At 44.6% G+C, this 20,005-nt stretch carries 14 protein-coding genes; 5 read left to right on the top strand and 9 right to left on the bottom strand.

The window, feature by feature from the left end:
- Positions 1-12: 12 nt before the first annotated feature.
- From CEQ32_RS01460 to prmB, 6 genes are all read right to left on the bottom strand, one after another.
- Positions 13-621, bottom strand: coding sequence for an RNA methyltransferase (locus CEQ32_RS01460; RefSeq protein WP_088585369.1), 609 nt, complete (start codon positions 619-621; stop codon positions 13-15).
- 3 nt (positions 622-624) lie between these two features.
- A complete protein-coding gene (locus CEQ32_RS01455) occupies positions 625-906 on the bottom strand; it encodes a YfcL family protein (protein WP_011716529.1) in 282 nt (93 codons plus the stop codon).
- Between the two features lie 55 nt (positions 907-961).
- Complete coding sequence (locus CEQ32_RS01450) at positions 962-2,104, bottom strand: ATP-NAD kinase family protein (protein ID WP_088585368.1); 1,143 nt, start codon at positions 2,102-2,104, stop codon at positions 962-964.
- Positions 2,105-2,167: 63 nt separating this feature from the next.
- Positions 2,168-3,337, bottom strand: coding sequence for an MFS transporter (locus CEQ32_RS01445; RefSeq protein ID WP_088585367.1), 1,170 nt, complete (start codon positions 3,335-3,337; stop codon positions 2,168-2,170).
- A gap of 69 nt (positions 3,338-3,406) precedes the next feature.
- The gene (gene aroC, locus CEQ32_RS01440; RefSeq protein ID WP_088585366.1) at positions 3,407-4,501 is read right to left on the bottom strand and encodes a chorismate synthase; all 1,095 of its coding nucleotides are present in this window, start codon (positions 4,499-4,501) and stop codon (positions 3,407-3,409) included.
- Between the two features lie 114 nt (positions 4,502-4,615).
- Positions 4,616-5,560, bottom strand: a complete 945-nt coding sequence (prmB, locus tag CEQ32_RS01435) for a 50S ribosomal protein L3 N(5)-glutamine methyltransferase (protein WP_011716525.1) — start codon at positions 5,558-5,560, stop codon at positions 4,616-4,618.
- 80 nt (positions 5,561-5,640) lie between these two features.
- On the opposite strand from prmB, the gene smrB reads away from it, so the two are divergent.
- On the top strand, positions 5,641-6,171 hold the full coding sequence (gene smrB, locus CEQ32_RS01430) for an endonuclease SmrB (protein WP_041416788.1): 531 nt from the start codon (positions 5,641-5,643) through the stop codon (positions 6,169-6,171).
- 77 nt (positions 6,172-6,248) lie between these two features.
- Here smrB and sixA read toward each other — a convergent pair whose 3' ends face one another.
- Entirely contained in the window at positions 6,249-6,719 is a 471-nt protein-coding gene (gene sixA / locus CEQ32_RS01425; RefSeq protein ID WP_088585365.1) for a phosphohistidine phosphatase SixA, read from the bottom strand.
- A gap of 169 nt (positions 6,720-6,888) precedes the next feature.
- On the opposite strand from sixA, the gene CEQ32_RS01420 reads away from it, so the two are divergent.
- The 3 genes from CEQ32_RS01420 to CEQ32_RS01410 all read left to right on the top strand — a co-directional run bounded on the left by CEQ32_RS01420 (position 6,889) and on the right by CEQ32_RS01410 (position 14,579).
- A complete protein-coding gene (locus CEQ32_RS01420; protein ID WP_088585364.1) occupies positions 6,889-9,678 on the top strand; it encodes an insulinase family protein in 2,790 nt (929 codons plus the stop codon).
- A 284-nt stretch (positions 9,679-9,962) separates the two neighbouring features.
- Positions 9,963-14,195 (top strand): EAL domain-containing protein, encoded by a 4,233-nt coding sequence (locus tag CEQ32_RS01415; protein ID WP_122040726.1) that lies wholly within the window; start codon positions 9,963-9,965, stop codon positions 14,193-14,195.
- A gap of 63 nt (positions 14,196-14,258) precedes the next feature.
- Entirely contained in the window at positions 14,259-14,579 is a 321-nt protein-coding gene (locus CEQ32_RS01410) for a hypothetical protein (RefSeq protein WP_146128712.1), read from the top strand.
- A gap of 756 nt (positions 14,580-15,335) precedes the next feature.
- Here the strand turns inward: CEQ32_RS01410 and fadJ are convergent.
- Positions 15,336-17,453, bottom strand: a complete 2,118-nt coding sequence (gene fadJ / locus CEQ32_RS01395; protein WP_037420294.1) for a fatty acid oxidation complex subunit alpha FadJ — start codon at positions 17,451-17,453, stop codon at positions 15,336-15,338.
- 5 nt (positions 17,454-17,458) lie between these two features.
- Positions 17,459-18,769, bottom strand: coding sequence for an acetyl-CoA C-acyltransferase FadI (fadI, locus tag CEQ32_RS01390; protein ID WP_088585362.1), 1,311 nt, complete (start codon positions 18,767-18,769; stop codon positions 17,459-17,461).
- Positions 18,770-19,041: 272 nt separating this feature from the next.
- On the opposite strand from fadI, the gene CEQ32_RS01385 reads away from it, so the two are divergent.
- Positions 19,042-19,998 (top strand): AAA family ATPase, encoded by a 957-nt coding sequence (locus CEQ32_RS01385; protein WP_047535105.1) that lies wholly within the window; start codon positions 19,042-19,044, stop codon positions 19,996-19,998.
- The last annotated feature ends 7 nt before the right edge of the window (positions 19,999-20,005 follow it).

Here is a 20,005-nt window from a genome sequence, read left to right as displayed (position 1 = left end):
TGAGCGTTAACCCTAGGTCGAAGAACCCTGTTTAGTGGTTTTTACTCGGGTGCGATTATTGTTGTCGCGACTTTGGCGGATCAAGGCATCACCATCGAACTCGGTCTGAGCTGATACCTGCTCGCGATGGGCTTTCGCCAATCTATCGTAAAGCAGTACGTTCACCGAGGCTGCCAGATTCATACAGCCTACCGTAGGCACATACACCACGGCATCGGCTCTATCGATAATCTCTTGGCCAATGGTGCCATCCTCTGGGCCAAACACATAAAAGGCTTTCTCGGGATGCACAAACTCAGGCAAGGGTGTCGCCCCTAGAACTAAATCCACGCACACCAGCTTAGTGTCAGAGGGGAGCGCATCGAGTAAGGAGGCCACTCCAGTTAACGGAATGCGCTCGGCGGCGCTCTGCGTATCGGCGTTATATTGCTGCGGCCCACGGGCAGCATACTCATAGCGTTTGCCGGTGTAGAACACGGCATCGACACCATAACAGCCCGAAGCGCGCATAATGCCGCCCACATTGGTCGGGGTTTTCGGATTGACTAGACCGATATAAACCGCTTGCTGCACTTCAGGTTTTGCCATGGCATCAACCGAAGTCGTCGTGGATGTACTCATCAATTAGGCCGCTAAATGACTAACAATCTTGCCATGTAATTGTGCCCACGCCGCTTCTACTAAAGCAAAATCGGCATCATTTAATTCTTGGCGCGCGAGGGCTAAACAGTCGGTCATTTTTTCAAGCAAGGCTTCTAGCGTGCTCTCGCCTTCGTCTTCGAGTTGCGATAACACCACCGCCACATGGCCTTGCAGATAACCGCAGGCAAATAAGGCATCGTCATCACCATGGCTCACTACCGACTCAATCCACTGTTCTAGTGCTTCTTCATACTGCTCTAACATCGGGTCAAACTCTCCAATAACGTATTTCGCCCAAATGGCCGCTGGCCCCTCGGTGCTATAAATCTGAATAGTCGGGGTTGGCCACCTGATACATCACATAATCATGGTAACCCGTCGTCACTTTGTAATAGCCACAAAGCTCACGATCTAATTGAGGGTCGCCACTATCCACAATTAAGGGGCGTCCTTCAAGTGCTTTTAGCTTAGTTTTTGTGGCGAGGATAATAATATTGTCCTTACCGAGGCGGCGGATAAGCTCTGGCGACAACTGCTGGTTGCCACGGCCGAGTATATGCCCCTGCCCGCCAATCAAGGTAATAACCAGTTTTGTCGGCTTATCTTGGGTAAGGTCGAGCAACTGCTTAGCGGTTAAATCACTCGCTACTAAAGTTTTATCTTGGATTAGATCAACCCCCAATAGGGTGTTATCGAGCCCAAGCTCTTCCATCACAAAGGCAACCGTGCTGCCCGAGCCCATAATGTACAGCTCGTCTTCCATCTGCTGGATAACATCGGCGGCAATGTCGGCGAGCACGAGCTCATTGACTTCTTTTCCGCCCATCTTCACTGCTTGCACATAACGGGGTTCGGCGGGCACTAACAGCTCACCAAAACGTTTGGCACGCACAGTGCCTTGGCGAAAGGCAGCTTCATCAATATCCATCACATCCGCGCTCATCAGGCTGACTAACTCACCTTCGAGCAGCATTTTCACCACCATACCCGCAGCATGGGGCGTGATGCCGTAAACGCCCGAATGGATTTTTACCCCAGCCGGCACACCAAGCACGGGTAATTTATCGTCGATAACCGCTTGCTCAAACACGCTATACACATCGCGCGCCGTGCCATCGCCCCCCGCAAACAGTAATAAATCCAACGGTTCGTTCAGCAAGGTACGCACAACGGCTTGCGTGTCGATGGCCTGAGTTTTATCTGGGGTTTGATACACCACACGGGTGTTAAAACCTAAGGCGTTGGCGGCGTATTCCCCCATCACGCCGGAGGCGGTAATGATTTCGATATCATTGGCATAGGGGGCAATTACTTCTAAGGCTTGCATCATACGCTTTATCGCCTTGGGCTCGGCACCTAAGGCGAGTGCCTGCTCGGCCACGCCATCGCTGCCTTTAAGACCCACACTTCCACCTAAACCCGCCAGTGGATTGATGACTAAGCCTAAACGAAACCGGATCACCTTAACCTCTCTTGTTCATTATTTTAGTTTTTACAATGAGTTATTTTCACAATCAATATCAGCTTATGACGCAACCGCTTGCGCCCTATCCTTAGGGATCAAAAATACCGCGAGCATAGCAGCAAAGGCACAGGCCGCCGCGAATACCCAAGACCACACAGCGCCGCTGCCATCGCCCCAGATATAACCGCAAATCCAAGTTCCGAGTGCGCCGCCAACCCCAAAGCTTAAGCTGGCATACAGGGCTTGTCCTTGACTGCGATGACTGGCATCAAAATGGCGGTGCACAAATTGAATCGAGGCCGCATGAGTCAAACCGAAGGTGAACGCATGCAGTACTTGGCTTAAGCCCAGTAATAACATGCTCTCAACTCCAAAGGCGACCAGCAACCAGCGCACGGCGGTCATGGCGATACTGACGACAAGCAAGGTATTGACGCCATAACGTCCAAGTAAGCGAGGCGCAAACATAAACATCACGATTTCGGCCATTGCACCGAGGGCGACAAAAATCCCCGCGGCCGCTTCGGTGTATCCCGCCTGCTTAAGATAGAGCACAAAGAAGCCGTAAAACGGCCCAGCGCTCATCTGTAATAACATCGCCGACACCATGAACCACAGAATGGGCTTAGTCCATTTGAGCGGATGGCGCTCCTGCCCTTGAGGCCGCACGGCACGATTCGCAGGCAAGGGCAAGGCGCTGACCAGCATCCCAGTGAACAAGGCTAAACCAATATAAGGCAATACCTCGGTGCCCCATTGGCCGATAGCAAAACCGGCGCCGACCACTAAGCAGATATAGCCAATGCTGCCAAAACTGCGGATTTGCCCATAGCGGCTGGCATTTTCACCTAAGGTTTCGAGGGTGATCACCTCAAGCTGTGCCAAAATTGCATTCCAGAAGAAGGTATACAACGCGAGGCTGAGCGCCATATACACAAAGCCACCGTGGTAGAAGAAACTCAAATACGCCAGCATCGCGGCGCCCGCCCCCATCTTCACCAATTCGGCGCGCATGCCAGTGCGATCGGCCACCTTAGCCCACACATTGGGTGCCACGATACGGGTCGCCATTAAAATCGCCAGTAAAAAACCGATTTCTTGAGGGTTAAATCCACGATTTTCGAAAAAGACCCCAAGGTAAGGGATCATAGTGCCGAGAATTGAAAAGAAGAAAAAATAACAGGCACATAGCCAGCGTAACTGCTGGCTTGTGCTAGAGATAGTTGGCATTAACGCATTCCATTTATTACACAGCCGCTATGCATTTTTATTCCATGCAGACTGTCTCATTCATCGCACCTATCTCATGCCGAGGATCGGTGTATGACTGCGAACATTCTGATTTTGAGCTCTATGTCTTAACAGATGATCCATCAACACAATCGCCAGCATAGCTTCGGCGATCGGTACCGCGCGGATCCCGACACAGGGGTCGTGACGACCTTTAGTCACCACTTCTGCCATTTCACCTTGAGCCGTCATGCTTTGGCCCGGCACACTGATACTTGAGGTGGGTTTTAATGCAATATGGGCGACAATGGGTTGGCCCGATGAAATGCCGCCAAGTATGCCACCGGCATGATTAGATTCAAAACCCAGTGGCGACATTAAATCGCGCCCTTCCGAGCCCTTTTGCGTGACAACGCCAAAACCATCACCGATTTCAACGCCTTTTACCGCGTTGATGCCCATTAAGGCATGGGCGATGTCGGCATCGAGCCTGTCAAACACGGGTTCGCCCAGTCCCACGGGAACACCCGTCGCTACTACAGAGATTTTGGCGCCAATGGAATCACCGGATTTTTTCAGCTCGCGCATATATTCATCCAGCGCCTCGAGCTTACTCGCATCGGGGAAGAAAAAGGCGTTCTGCTCGATTTGACTAAAATCGAGGGTCTCGGCGCTAATCGGCCCAAGTTGCGACATATAACCTTGGATACTAATGCCATGCACTTGTTTTAAATACTTTTTCGCCACAGCACCCGCAGCGACCCGCATAGCGGTTTCGCGGGCAGATGAGCGACCGCCGCCACGGTAATCACGCAGGCCATACTTTTGCTGATAGGTATAATCGGCATGTCCTGGGCGGAATAAATCTTTGATATTGGAGTAATCTTGGCTGCGCTGATCGGTGTTTTCGATCAGAAGCCCAATGGAAGTGCCTGTGGTTTTGCCTTCAAACACACCGGATAAGATCCTTACTTCATCAGGCTCACGGCGAGCGGTGGTATAACGGGATGTACCAGGACGACGGCGGTCTAAATCATGCTGCATATCGGCTTCGGTGAGTTCGAGCCCTGGTGGGCAACCATCAATAATACACCCGAGCGCCACACCGTGACTTTCACCAAAGGTAGTCACCACAAAATTTTGACCAATACTGTTTCCAGACATCCGCTTTTTACACCTTAAATGATTTGCTTATCGCTCCGCGCCCAGCAATGGCTGGACAATTCTTTTTCCCGCTGCAAGCCTAACTGGCAGCGGGAAAAGACTCAACCTAATTTATTATTGCGCGTCGCGATAAATAGCAAAAAGCGATTGATGTTCGACCAGTTGATCGCGAGTCAACACAAACACACCGTCTCCGCCGTGTTCAAAACTCACCCAAGTAAAAGGTACTTCGGGGAATTGCTCCATCAGATGCACCATAGAGTTACCCACCTCAACCACTAAAATCCCCGTTGGTGTCAGGTATTGGGCCGCATTCGCTAAAATGCGTTTGGTTAAATCGAGGCCATCGCGACCCGAGGCTAAACCAATAGCTGGCTCATGGTGGTATTCATCTGGCATATCGCCGATATCTTCTTCATCCACATAGGGCGGATTAGAGACAATCAAATCATATTGTGGACCTTCAGGAATGGCTGAAAACAGATCAGATTGCATCGGGAACACTCTGTCCATTACCCCTAAGGTTTCAACGTTGATTTGCGCCACATCGAGAGCATCTTCGCTGATATCCAGCGCATCGACCTCGGCTTCATCAAATTCGTAGGCACAGGCAATTGCGATACAACCACTGCCGGTACATAAATCTAAAATACGATTAACGGGTTTGCCGTATAACCAAGGGCCAAAGCGATTGGCAATCATCTCGGCGATAGGTGAACGTGGCACCAATACGCGCTCATCCACATAGAACTCAAGCCCTGCAAAGCGCGCTTTATTGGTTAAATAAGGCACAGGCAAACGCTCACGTACGCGGCGAATGATCAGCTCAACGATTTTGTGTTTTTCACTGCTGGTTAAGTTACTTAAAATCACTTGTTGACCGATTTCTTCGGGCAAGTGCAGCGCATGAAACACTAATGCGATGGCCTCATCCCACGCATTATCAGTCCCGTGGCCATAGTACACATTGGCATCATTAAAGCGGCTCACCGCCCAACGCAACATGTCACCTATGGTGCGTAACTCTGTCACAGCTTCATCTACAAAGATCTTATCCAAAACGCTCTCCCGCTTGTATGTTCACAAACATTGTAACTGAACTCTATTCAGAAACCATAGGATTCAATAGAATACCCGCCATGAATAAAGACGATGACAAAGAAGGCATGGCGATGTTTTCGGCGCTAATCGAGGGGATAAAACCTATCACCCAAGATAAGCGGCATTTTCGCGCGCCCCTAAAAACCAAACAAGAAATTGAACTAAAAGAGCAGCAGTTGCATGCTAATAGTTATTTCTCAGATACTTATCAACCTCTGCTGCCCGTTCAGGGACCAATGCGTTGGCTCGACGAGGGTGTCGATAGTCTGGAGCTTAAACGCTTAAGACGTGGTGATTATCAGCCGGATTTGCTGCTGGACTTACACGGTTATCGCCAGTCGGAAGCCAAACTCGAATTAGCAGCGCTGATCCAAGCCTGTGTAAAACAGCAAAGCCAATGTTGTTGTGTGATGCACGGTTATGGCACGGGCATACTTAAACAACAGGTGCCAATGTGGTTGGTGCAACATCCTATGGTGAAAGCCTTTCACCAAGCGCCCAAAGAATGGGGTGGCGATGCCGCGTTATTGGTACTTATTGATATTGGTGACCAGCCCCATAGACGTTAAGTTATCCAACTCTATAAAAAAAGCATACTAAAACAAAGGGCCCACATCTGTGAGCCCTTTGTTTTATATTGAATTTATTAACTAATACTATGAGGAGCATGCTGCCACACAAGAGAGGCTTGCTCGGCATGTTTATCGATTAATGTAATCGCAGAGGTAGCAAACAAAGGCGGTTCAACACCTGCTACCAGCTCACTCACCAAATAACCTAACAACGGCATATGGGAAATCACCAACACTTTATCGGCCTTATACAATTCGGCATAGGCCAAAATCAATGCAGCAACATTAGCAGGATCGCCTGACGGCACTAAATCATCGACAACTAGCCATTTACGGGGCTCAGGAAAATGTTGACTCAATGTTTGCCAAGTTTGCTGAGCCCGTAAGTAAGGACTAACCAAAACAAGATCAAAATCGCTGACGCTTCGGGCTAACCAGTTGCTCATTAACACTGTATGGTGTCTTCCAACATCGGTTAACGTTCTATCCCTATCCGACTGAGCATTAAATCCAGCATCACCATGTCGCATCAAAAATAGCTGCATACGTCTCTCGTTACCCATACTTGTTTTTGTTTTATCCCAATTGTAGCCCTAAAATGGATTTCGACAAACCTTGCAAGAGTTAATCTTTAGTCGATAAGCACAAGAGATATTTGCCAAAAACCATTAAGACTATCAATATATAACAAGCCATCGTCATCGGAGTGTCTCTTTGCAAGCCTCTCAGTCTATTTACAAAAGTCCAAACGATCATCGCCAGTACCGTTATCTCGTGTTAGATAATGCGCTGCGGGTATTATTGGTGGAAGATTTGGACGCTAACCAAGCCGCCGCCTCCATGGCGGTCGCAGTGGGACATTTTGATGATCCTGTAGATAGACCCGGTATGGCGCATTTTTTAGAGCATATGCTCTTTTTAGGCACCGAGAAATTTCCCGACTCAGGCGAATACCACTCATTTATCAATCAGCATGGTGGCAGCAATAATGCTTGGACAGGCACCGAGCATACCAATTTCTTTTTTACCATCAATGCCGATGTTTTCGCCGACTCCTTAGACAGATTTAGCCAATTCTTTATCTCGCCAAAATTTGACTTGGAATTGGTGGATAGAGAACGCCAAGCCATTGAATCTGAATTTAGTTTAAAGCTGAAAGATGATATCCGCCGCAGCTATCAAGTGCTAAAAGAAACCGTCAATCAACAGCATCCATTCTCAAAGTTCTCCGTGGGAAACTTAGTTACGTTAGGAGGAACGCAGGCACAGGTTAGAAGCGAGTTATTGGCGTTTTATCAAACTCACTACAGTGCTAATTTAATGACACTGTGTTTAGTTGCACCTATGTCGTTAGATGCGTTGCAAGCACTTGCAATACAATATTTCAGCGAGATCCGTAACTTAAACTTAGTCAAACAGTATCCTGATGTTCCGCTGTTTTCACAAAATGAACTGCTTAAGCAAATCAATATTGTTCCATTAAAGGAACAAAAACGTTTAAGCATCAGCTTTAATTTCCCAGGCATCGACCACTACTACAAACGTAAACCACTCACCTACATTAGCCATATTCTCGGTAATGAGAGTAAAGGCAGCCTGTTGTCGTATCTTAAAGAACAAGGTTTAGTGAATAATTTATCGGCAGGTGGCGGTGTCAATGGCTATAACTTCAAGGACTATTGCATTGGCCTGCAGCTCACAGATAAAGGCATGAGCAATATTGAAGACATTGTTTGCAGCTGTTTTGAGTATATTGAGTTAATCAAAACTCAAGGCCTCGAAGACTGGCGCTATTTGGAGCGAGCAAATCTGCTAAAAATGGCATTTCGCTATCAAGAACACGTTAAATCCCTCGATTTCGCCAGCCACTTAAGCATCAATATGCATCACTATGAAGTGGAAGATCTGCTCTTTGGTGATTATCGTATGGATGGTTTAGACGTGCCCGAAACACTCGAGTTATTGGCACTAATGACACCGCAAAACATGCGGTTGCAACTTATTGCACAGTCCGTTAATAACGACCGTAAAGCTAACTGGTATCACACGCCATACCAAATTTTGCCGATAAAGCCTGAGTTCCTCGCCCGTTGGCAAGTCACAGATATACGCCAAGAACTTCAGTTACCCACAGCGAATCCCTTCATTGTGGCTGATTCTATTGCTCGTCCCGATAAAAGCGAAGTCGCAGTCCCTGTTATCGTTGCGGAATCCACGGGATACCGGATTTGGCATAAAAAAGACGATGAATTTAATGTCCCTAAAGGGCATATGTATTTATCACTCGACTCTGAGCAAGCAAGTAAAACCCCCAAACATGCCGCTCTCACCCGCTTGTATGTCGAGATGTTACTCGATTATCTAACCGAGCCTACTTATCAAGCTGAAGTCGCAGGATTAAGCTACAACATCTATCCACACCAAGGGGGCGTAACGCTACATTTATCCGGTTTTACTGGTAATCAAGAGACACTGTTAGCTTTGCTTATCCATAAAGCAAGAGAACGTAATTTTACCGAAGAACGGTTTGCCTTAATCAAGTCTCAGCTGTTACGTAGTTGGCAAAATTTAGCTCAAGCTAAGCCGATTTCACAACTGTTCACCAGCCTGACAGCAACATTACAGAAGCGCAGTTACGAACCAGCCAGAATGGCCCAAGCACTTGAAAATATAACCTTGAATGATCTACATAACCATGTAAGGGCATTTTACGAAAAAATTTATCTAGAAGGATTAATTTACGGCGATTGGTTAGTCTCAGAGGCGCAGGCACTCGGCAAACGTCTGGAGCATATCTTGTCTCTGGTCTCTAGCCCTAGCGCAGAATCCACCCGTGAATTAATTAATTTAACCGGACAAGGCACCCTTTTAAGAGAACTGGCGATAGATCATCAAGACAGCGCCATTATCGTCTATTACCAATCAGCAAGGGCAACGCCAGAAAAAATGGCACTGTTTAGCTTACTTAATCACACAATGTCTTCAACCTTCTTCCATGAACTGCGCACTGAAAAACAATTAGGCTACATGGTTGGCACAGGTTACCTTCCGCTAAATCGCCATCCTGGGCTCATTTTCTATATTCAATCACCCACAACGGGTCCACTGCATTTACTGGAAGCAATCGACGAGTTTATCGCGGACTTTAATTATGCTGTTATGCAAATAACGAATGAAGAATGGGAAAGCACAAAACAAGGACTCATCAACCAGGTAATGGAACATGATGCCAATCTTAAAACTCGTGGCCAACGTTATTGGGTGAGTGTCGGTAATCGAGATTATCAGTTCAATCAACGGGAACTGGTTGTGGCTGAAATCAGCAAGCTCACCCGCCCCGATTTAATCAAGTTTATGATGCAAAAAATGCGCACAAAGCATAGTGATCGCTTAGTGCTTTTTAGTACCGGTTCTGAGCATGTATCTCAATCTGCCCTCAAATCTGACAATATGATTACCGATCTAAAACTGTTCAAACAAAACGCTGAAAAGTTCAATTTTTAACCTAAAAAAAGCTGTTAGATCATTAATCCAGCATTTACTGTAAACAAACAAAACCGCTGCATTCATGCATTTGTGCAGTAGTATCTCTGGTCTTTGTAGTAAAAATTAATGTAAAACATGGTCAATCCATCCCTCAGATCAAATGCTGCACACTATCTAACGCCATCTGTCTGCAATTTAAAGGAATTTTTACATTATCACTTTTGACAAAAGCTTGTATTTCTGGAAAAGTGATGTAACACAATTGTTTCATGGCATCCTCGGACAATACTAAGAACAACACTATGCCAAAAGCACTCTTACAAATTTTCCTCTTACTTACGCTAGCATTCTTCTCTTACGTGCAAGCACAAGAACTTCCTATTGCACTGAAAACAGAATCCTATGGTGTTCCCGAGGGCTTATCACAAAGTACCATCACATCTGTAGTAGAAGACACTGATGGCTACATATGGATCGGAACATTAAACGGGCTTAATCGATTTGACGGAGAAGAATTTAAGCATTTTTTTACAAATGACCGCTCAGGTTTATCCAGCTCATTTATTCAAAGTTTACTATTCGATAATGGGAAATTATTTGTCGGTACAGATAATGGCCTGAACATATACAACTCGGACTTAGAGACATTTGAAAAATATCCAGAAATTAATGAAGCAATTTGGTCAATAAATGATAATAACGACTTTTATACAATTAGCACTAAAGACACATTAATCGAAATAGATAAAAAAAGCCTAAAGATAGAAAAACAATATAAAAATGACACCTTTAATTTTGTGAAAAAGGCAATAAAAACTTCTGATGGATACATAGTAAGAAATCATGATGGAAAAATATTTTTTACTGATAAAAAAAACAAATCAGAAGTTTTATCTAAAAACTCCACTGACATTGAAATATCTCCGATTGGAATACTAGAACTTTCGCCTAATGGCCGATATCGAGTAATCTCAAAGAAAGTACCATTAACAAAAAAACTCAGAGATGAACTCACCTCGATTACTCACAACCAGCTCTTAAGAACAAACTCTAAAACCCTTGATGTCGAAACCATTGGATTTATATCGGAAAATATTGCTTCGGGAGTTAGAAAAACATACCGAACAAACAATTATCTACTAATCCCTTCATTAGGCATGGGATTCACCCTAGTAAGAGATAATAGAAACCTTGTAAAATCTTTAGTCGAACCTCGTGGTAATATATGGTCGATTTCGACTTTAGATAACAACGGACTAGCTATATCTGATGATAGTTCAGAAATAAAAATATATGACAATAAACTTAACTTAAATAAAGTTGTCAAAACAAATACTAATGGACCTAAATATATTACATCTACAAATAACTCTATTATATATGGTGGATATAATGGCTTATTCAAGTCTGATGACAATATAACTACTCAATTAATTAACTCAAATATAACCACCTTATTAAAAACAAAGAACTCAGACACATTGATTGCGGCGACTGACAATTCTGAAATATTTACATTTACATTACCAGAAGCTGAAAGTTATACAAAATACACATTAAAAAACAAACACCCTATATTCCAAGTGTTAAAAAATAATTCTAATGAGTTATTACTGGCTACACAAGGTGGCCTGCTCCTAATCGACAAAGATGGTATAGAAAAAAACATATTCAATGAAGACTTTGTTTATTGTATTTCAGAAACGGAAGATGAATATATTTTTGGCACAAGAACAGCTATTTTCTCTACAAAGAAGAGCAATTTAGAAACACGTTTAATTTTTAGTTCAAACAAGCCTATATACTCTATTGCGACAGATGGAAACGATTTTATTGCATCATCTATTAGTGAGTTAATTATAAGATACAATAATAATTTTTATACATTATCGACCGCAGATGGAAGTCAAGATGAATACAATAACCAAAGTGGATTATTCAATGATGGTATATTTTATTTTGGTGGTATCGCAGGGATAAGCGCCATAAATAAAGATGAATTACTTTCTTACCTTAAAGGAAATTCTATTGAGTCAAACATCAGTGAGTTATTAGTATTCAACAAGCCAGTAAATATTGATGGTAAAATATTAACAAAAAGTATATCAAAACTAGATAAAATAGAGCTAAAATATTCAGACTATCCATTTACAATCAAGTTCAACTCTCCCAAATCAAGCAACAAAAACATTGAATTCTATTATAACTTAAAAGGTCTCAGTGACTCTTGGATGCCTGCAACAACAGGAGTAAACTCTGCGACTTATACTAATCTTTCACATGGTGAATATATATTTAATGTGTATGGAGAAAATCCAGTCACAAAGGAGAAGGGGCCTGCAACATCTATTAAAATATATATAACTCCTCCTTGGTGGCTTTCTGGTATTGCTAAAACAATATATATTTGTGTTACAGTATTAATTATTTTTTTCATTTTTAGAGCCGTTTTAAGAAAAAGAGAGGTCCAGCGACAAATAGCTTTAAGTGAGGAGCGCCTAAAGCTTTCTCTCTGGGGAAGTGGCGATGAAATGTGGGACTGGGATATAGAAACGGGTAATATTTTCCGCTCGAATATTTGGGGTGCATTAGAGTTCCCAAGGGATGGCCACCGTTCTGGTAATACTGATGAAGAAAGTAACATTCATCCCATGGATCAGGAGCGCGTCAGAGAAGCGCTGAATAAACATTTCTATGGTGAGACAGATCACTTTGAAGCGGCATATAGAGTTAAGGGCAAAGATGATAGCTGGATCTGGATTTTAGATAGGGCCAAAATTGTAGAAAGAGATGATAAAGATAATGCCCTTCGAATGACCGGCACTATTAAAAATATCAGTCAATTTAAACAAAAAGAAGAACAATTAAAACTGTTCGAAAAAGCCATCGAAAATATTTCAGAAGGCATGTTTATTCTCGACAGAGAATATCGTTTTGTCGAGGTAAACGAAGCATGTTGTAGAATTTCTCAGCGAAATCGAACTGATTTTATTGGTAATTTACTTACCTTTGAGTTATATCCAGAATCCTTTTCAAATCAAATTCGTACCATGCTTAAACAACAAGGGCGCTGGGCAAATGAAGTAGAAGCAAGCCGTGGTGACAAAAGCCATTTTCATATGGAACTCACCATCGATGCTATTTATGACGAATTAGGTGAACTATCACACTATGTAGGTGTTTTCTCTGACATATCAAGACGTAAACAGCAGGAAGAAGAGCTTCGAAAACTCACCAACAATGACCTATTAACGGGTCTACCCAATCGCTCAAACTTGCAAGTCACATTAGGAAACTTGGTTAATAAAGAAATTACCCATGCCTTAATGGTACTCGATTTAGATAATTTTAAGCGTATCAATGATTCATTAGGCCACCAAGTTGGCGATCAATTACTTAAACTGGTATCTGTCAGAATAAAATCCTCCGTACCGAAAAACACGAGCATCTATCGTTTAGGTGGAGATGAGTTTGCCATTGTGCTCGATAAAACCTCTGATATAAGTGCCTGCGCGGCAATTGCGGGACGAATTATTGAAGCTTTTAAAGCTGTATATGAAATAGGCAATGAGCAACTTGTTTTGGGTGCAAGTATCGGGATTGTACTTTATCCAGAGGATGAACAGAGTGAACAAGCATTACTGAGAAAGGCGGATATTGCCATGTACCATGCAAAATCGGCTGGCGGTAATTGTTACCAATTCTATTCAGAATCCCTTAACCAACATGCGATTAAGCAATTAGAAATTGAAAATCTTATCAGGGAAGGTTTAAAAGATGATTTATTTGAGGTGTATTACCAGCCTAAAGTTGATCTAAAGCATGGTCATGTTACTGGAATGGAAGCCTTAGTGAGATTAAATCATCCTATCTTAGGACTTATTCCACCGAATGATTTTATTCCTCTTGCTGAAGAAAATGGCCTCATTATTGAAATTGGTGAAATTGTACTCAGAAAAGCCTGTTTTGCCGCCCAAAAATGGCGTGAACTGGGCCTTTTCAAAGGGAGAGTAGCCGTCAATTTATCGTCACGTCAGTTTGCACTACCCGATCTGCAACAACGAATTGAATCTATTTTACGATTAACACAATTGCCAGCTGCACATCTTGAACTCGAAATAACCGAAGGGACGGTGATTAAACAACCGGAAATGGCCATTACCGTTATGCAGCAATTGACGAAAATGGGTGTCAATCTAGCATTAGACGACTTTGGTACGGGTTATTCGTCACTTTCTTACTTAAAACGATTCCCTATCCATACGCTAAAAATCGATAAAGCCTTTGTCGATGATATTGATAAGTCAGATCGTGATTTGAAGATGGTCGATTCTATTATCACCATTGCTCATAATATGGGACTATCCGTGGTTGGAGAAGGTGTTGAACAAGCAGCACAGCTAAATATCCTACGTGCCCTAAACTGTGAAGAAATACAAGGTTATATCTTTAGCAAAGCGATTAATGAGACCGAGTTTACTCAATTGCTGCAAGATGACCGGAGTAAATTCATGCCCCACCACAACATTATTTAATCATTTAATTATCTTTCTGCTGGTAGTTTGAAACATTGGCACAACATCTGCAATAGATGTCCAGTGTCAAAAAATAAAATATTATCAACTACCCTGAGAGATAAAACGATGAAAGGAATTCTTACCGCAGCAGCTTTACTGTCTACCATTGGCTTTACAGCACACACTCCTCAAATAGAAACCGAGGCAGCTGCTAATGTACACTTAAACCCTGTTGAAGTTGCTTCTGTGCCAAACGTACGCTTCAAGCCAACTGAAGTTGCATCAGTTCCAAACGTGCGCTTTAAGCCTGTAGAAGTGGCTTCCGTACCAAACGTGCGCTTTAAGCCTGCAGAAGTGGCTTCTGTGCCAAACGTTCGCTTCTCAGAAACAACTTTGGCTTAATGGTTTAATAAATTTTAGAGACAAGGAGCTAATGATGATTAACTCACTCAAAAAAGCACTTGGTTTGGCAAAGCCTGTTCGTAAAAAAGTAAAATTACCAGAAGGCTTAAACCACCTTGAAGTGATCCCTGCAAAGGGTTGGTGGAATTAATTCCATCTAAATGTGGAAACCTTATTATTTAGATAGTCTAGAGCTACTCAGCTAGCGCACAGCCTAGGCCAATAAAAAGGAGCTTGATGCTCCTTTTTTATTGGCCACATTTACGACAAATCATATCTATATTAAGCAGTCAGACTTCCGTCAGAACTCTGACACATTCTTCTTAGTGCTATACGCTTATGGGAGGAAAAGAGTGGAAACGCTAAAGGACCCAGTATAAATCCCATTACAGCCCAATAGCTTACCGATAACCCAGCTCTAAAAGCCGCAATCCCAAAACACCACGAACAACTCACCGACAAGGCAGCAACTATATAAAACATCAATCCCACAGCAACCTCTTTATCGACTAAGTCCTGATATTGAAAACCCAAAATAGCAATTCGCTATACAAATAGACTCCAAGCGAGGCTACTTATAAGCATTAATCAACATCAGATATGCACATACGGTATAACAGCACAACTGCCGTAATAGGTCGCCATAATACAAGATCCCCCCAATAAATGTGAACGTTTTTTAGGCAAAACTTAGCCTTGAGGCAATAAAAAAAGCGGCATTAAATTGCCGCTTTTTTGACCAAAGATATCTAAGTGTTAGAAGAAGCGAGCTTTTTCTGCCGCCATCGCCTTTAGGCGTGGGCAAGGCTCAAATCGATCGCCATATTGCGTTTGATAACGTTCAAGTATTTTGACTAAGTTATCCGCACCTAAAGTATCAATATAATGGAATGGTCCACCCAAGAATGGTGGAAAGCCGATACCAAAGATAGCACCGATATCACCATCGCGCGGCGAAGCAATAATACCTTCATCTAAGCAGCGCACAGCTTCATTCAGCATTTGCACTACACAGCGTTCCGCTACCGCGCTCATTTCTTTATCGACACCAGGCTTGATGCCTAATACACCATACACACTTTCATCGACGGCTTTTTTCTTGCTGGCAACACCATACTGATAAAAACCTTTGCCGTTTTTACGGCCCTTTCTATCGTCGCTTAACAGCTTGTCGAAAGCAGCTGGGGCTTTAAAGCGCTCGCCAAGCTCTTTTTCAAGAATGGGAGCGATTTTAGCGCCCACATCAATACCGACTTCATCAAGCAAAGTGATAGGGCCAACGGGGAAACCAAACTTCACTAACGCTTTATCGAGATGTTCAACACTTTGCCCTTCTAGCAGCAATTGTGCGGCTTCGTTCATATAAAGCGCGAGGATGCGGTTAACATAAAACCCCGCACCATCTTGTACTACGATTGGTGTTTTACCCTGTTTACGGGCAAAGGCGACCGTGGTGGCAATGGTTTCTGGGGAGGTTTTGGCGTGGGCAATCACTTCCACCAGCGGCATTTTTTCTACTGGCGAGAAGTAATGTAAGCCAATCACATTTTCAGGACGGCTAGCCGCTTGTGCAATTTGACCAATGGGTAACGATGAGGTGTTAGACGCAAAAATCGTGTGCTCACCGCATTCACGCTCAATATCTTTAACCATTTGATGTTTAAGCGCTAAATCTTCAAATACCGCTTCGACAACAATATCGGCATCCTTAACGCCTTTGTATTCGGTCGTCGTTGTCATCAGCGCCATTAAATTGTCGCGTGCAGCTGGCGTCATATGACGACGTTTAACACCTTTATCCAATAACTTATAGGCGTAGGAAAGCGCGTTGCTTAAGCCCTTTTCGTTAATGTCTTTTACCCGCGCAGGGATTTTAGCCTTAGTCGTGGTGACCGAAGCAATACCACCGCCCATCAAACCGCCACCTAAGATCACGGCTTTTTTGACTTTACGTGGTGTTGCCCCTTCGGCGCCGGTTTCTTTCTTCATCTCTGTGGTTGCAAAGAAAATACTGCGCAGCGCTTCAGATTCTTTCGACACCACCAGTTCCGCAAAATGGCTGGCTTCTACCTCAAGCCCTTTTTGCATTCCCTTCGCCATACCTTGACGCACGCAATCAATAATTTTTGCAGGCGCGGGGTAGTTACCTTGGGTTTTCTTAGCGACTTGCTTAGCGGCTTGATCAAAAATAATGTTGCGACCAAAGCCAGTACCTTCAAGCAATTGGTTTACTAGTGATTTTTTAACTGGCTTAGCTGTTTTTTTACCCGCAAGCGCCATCTCCACTGCGGTTTGCAGTAAAATCGTCTGTGGCACCACATCGTTAACTAAGCCCATCTTTAACGCTTGTTTTGGACGAATTTGTTTACCCGTCAACATCATATCTAGCGCAGTGGTGATCCCCACTAAACGAGGCAAACGCTGAGTACCGCCGCCACCGGGTAATAAACCGAGTTGCACTTCGGGTACGCCCAGCATGGTCTTGCCATCATCACTGCATACACGTTGATGGCAGGCAAGCGCAAGCTCTAAACCGCCCCCTAAACAGGCGCCATGTATCGCGGCAACCACAGGGATATTCAAGGCTTCTAACTCGTTAAACACCACATGCCCTTGTTGGGATAAGGCTTTCGCATCGCCCGCCGTTTGGCAAGCATCGAGCATAGAGATATCAGCACCGGCAACAAATGAATCTTTTTTGCCCGAAATCAGCACTAGGCCACGGATACTCGAATCGCGTTTAATCTCAGACAGGATCTCACTGATCTCAGGGCCAAACTCTGCCTTGAGGGTATTCATGGTTTCGCCGGGTACGTCCATCGTTAGAATGGCGATACCGTCTTCACGGCGGGTTAAATTAAATGTCTTTTCCATCGCCATTACTCCACTTCCACAATCATTGCAGCACCAAGACCACCCGCAGCACAAGCAGTTGCCAGACCCGTTCCGCCGCCACGTCGTTTAAGTTCACGACAAACCTGAGTGATTAAACGCGTACCTGTAGCCGCAAATGGATGGCCATAGGCTAAAGAACCACCGAGCACGTTAAATTTGCTCATATCGATGTCGCCAATGGCGCGGTTGCGGCCAAGTTTTTCTTCGGCAAATTTCTTTGAGGCAAACATCTGCATATTCGCTAGGGTTTGTGCCGCGAAAGCTTCATGCATTTCGATGAGGGTTAAATCTTCTAATTCCATGCCGGCGCGCTTTAATGCCAATGGCGTTGCATAAGATGGGCCCATGAGCATGTCTTGCCATACATCAATGGCGGTAAATGCGTAGCTCTTAATGTAACCAATTGGTTGATAACCTAAGGCTTTAGCACGGCCTTCACTCATCAAAATGATCGCCGAGGCGCCATCGGTCAGCGGCGTACTGTTAGCGGCCGTCACACTGCCATGCTTTTTATCGAAAGCGGGACGCAGTTTGGCGTAAGAGCTTAAATCAGAGTTTTCACGAATATTATTATCGCGCTCAATAAACTGTTTGTAGGGTGGAACATGGGCCACCATCACTTCGTCACGTAAATGGCCTGAAGCCCAAGTTTCACTCGCCAGCGTGTGGGAGCGGTGCGCCAGCGCATCTTGATCGGCGCGGCTAATATTGTAAGTCTTGGCCATTTGCTCTGCGGTTTGTCCCATGGACAATCCAGTTGAATACTCGGCAACGGCAGGTGGTACTGGCAATAAATCTTTAATGCCTAGACGGCGGAAAATCTGTAATTTTTGGCCAAAACTGCGGGCTTTATTCAGATCGACTAAGGCATGGGCGAGCTTTTTAGACACACCAATAGGTAATACAGAAGAAGAGTCGGCACCGCCGGCAATCCCGATGTCGATATTGCCGGTCATGATTGACTCAGCCACATTCACCGCCGATTGAAAACTGGTCGCACAGGCACGGGTCACGCTATAGGCATCGGTAGACACATTCATACCCGTTCCTAATACGATTTCACGGGCAATATTCGGTGCCGCAGGCATTTGTACCACCTGACCATACACGAGTTGCTCAATCAATTTAGGATCCAGTTCGCTACGAACAAGCAGTTCGTTAACCACCATTTTGCCCATATCAAGCGCCGAAATACCGTGGAATGCGGTCGCCTGTTTCGCAAATGGCGTTCTTAAGCCCGCCACAATAGCGATACGCTCACCCTTTGCATTAGTTACCTGTTGTCTATCACTCATTTGTCACCCTCTTTATGTGCGCTATCGCTGAGAGATTTCAGGCGGCGCTATCGATTTCCATGTTTGCCCTGCTGTTTGGCACCCAAAAAGCCTAATAACAGGTCTGACCATTAAAGTGTGATCTGATTCTAACTTCTTGTCAGCAAGTTTTAAACACCTGTTTGTTTTTTTAACACTAGCCAAACCCTTAGGGAATTCTTTACCATATTCGTTGTCTTAAGCCCACACACGTATTTTCAATTGATATTTTCAACCTAAAAACGAGTAGCATCATGCCTTTGAGTCGCTTCCATGCATTACGCACTTACCTAAATAAGGTTGTTTTAGGGCAGCCAGTACTGACCGAAAATCTGCTCATTGCCCTCATCGCCAATGGCCATTTATTAGTAGAAGGTCCACCAGGACTTGCCAAAACCCGCGCGGTTAAAGCCCTTTGCGACGGAGTTGAAGGCGATTTTCACCGGATCCAATTTACCCCTGACTTGCTGCCTGCCGACTTAACAGGAACGGATATCTATCGCTCCCAAACCGGTACCTTTGAATTTGAAGCTGGTCCAATTTTCCATAACCTGATCCTCGCCGATGAAATCAACCGCGCCCCCGCTAAAGTGCAATCGGCGTTATTAGAGGCTATGGCCGAAGGTCAAGTGACCGTGGGGAAAAATAGTTATAAATTGCCACCGTTATTTTTAGTGATGGCAACGCAAAACCCCTTGGAAAACGAAGGCACTTATCCGCTGCCTGAAGCTCAACTCGACCGTTTTTTAATGCACCTGAATTTGGATTACCCAAGTGGCGACACTGAGATCGAAATCTTGCGTCAATCCCGTAAGGAAGCACTCACCCACGAGTTGCCAACCACAGAGCCGATTGCTCAAGCGGATATTTTTGCCGCCCGTGATGAAGCAATGGAAATCTATCTAGCTGAGCCGCTAGAGAAATACATAGTCGAAATTATTATGGCAACCCGCCAACCCGCGCGTTACAGCGACGAACTGACCAAATGGTTAGAGTACGGTGTGAGTCCTCGTGCGACGATTTCGCTTGAACGCTGCGCCCGCGCCAGAGCCTGGTTGCACGAGCGCGATTTTGTCTCTCCCGAGGATATTCAAGCTGTTGCGCCCAATGTATTAAGACACAGACTGCTGCTGAGCTATCAAGCGCAGGCCGAAGGGGTCAGCCGCGACCAAGTGATTAACCATATTTTGACTCAAGTCGCCGTGCCTTAGACCTGAA

The organism is Shewanella sp. FDAARGOS_354, assembly GCF_002209245.2.
In the GTDB taxonomy this organism is placed as follows: Bacteria; Pseudomonadota; Gammaproteobacteria; order Enterobacterales; family Shewanellaceae; genus Shewanella; species Shewanella xiamenensis.
This window is presented reverse-complemented; position numbering and strand designations above follow the sequence as displayed.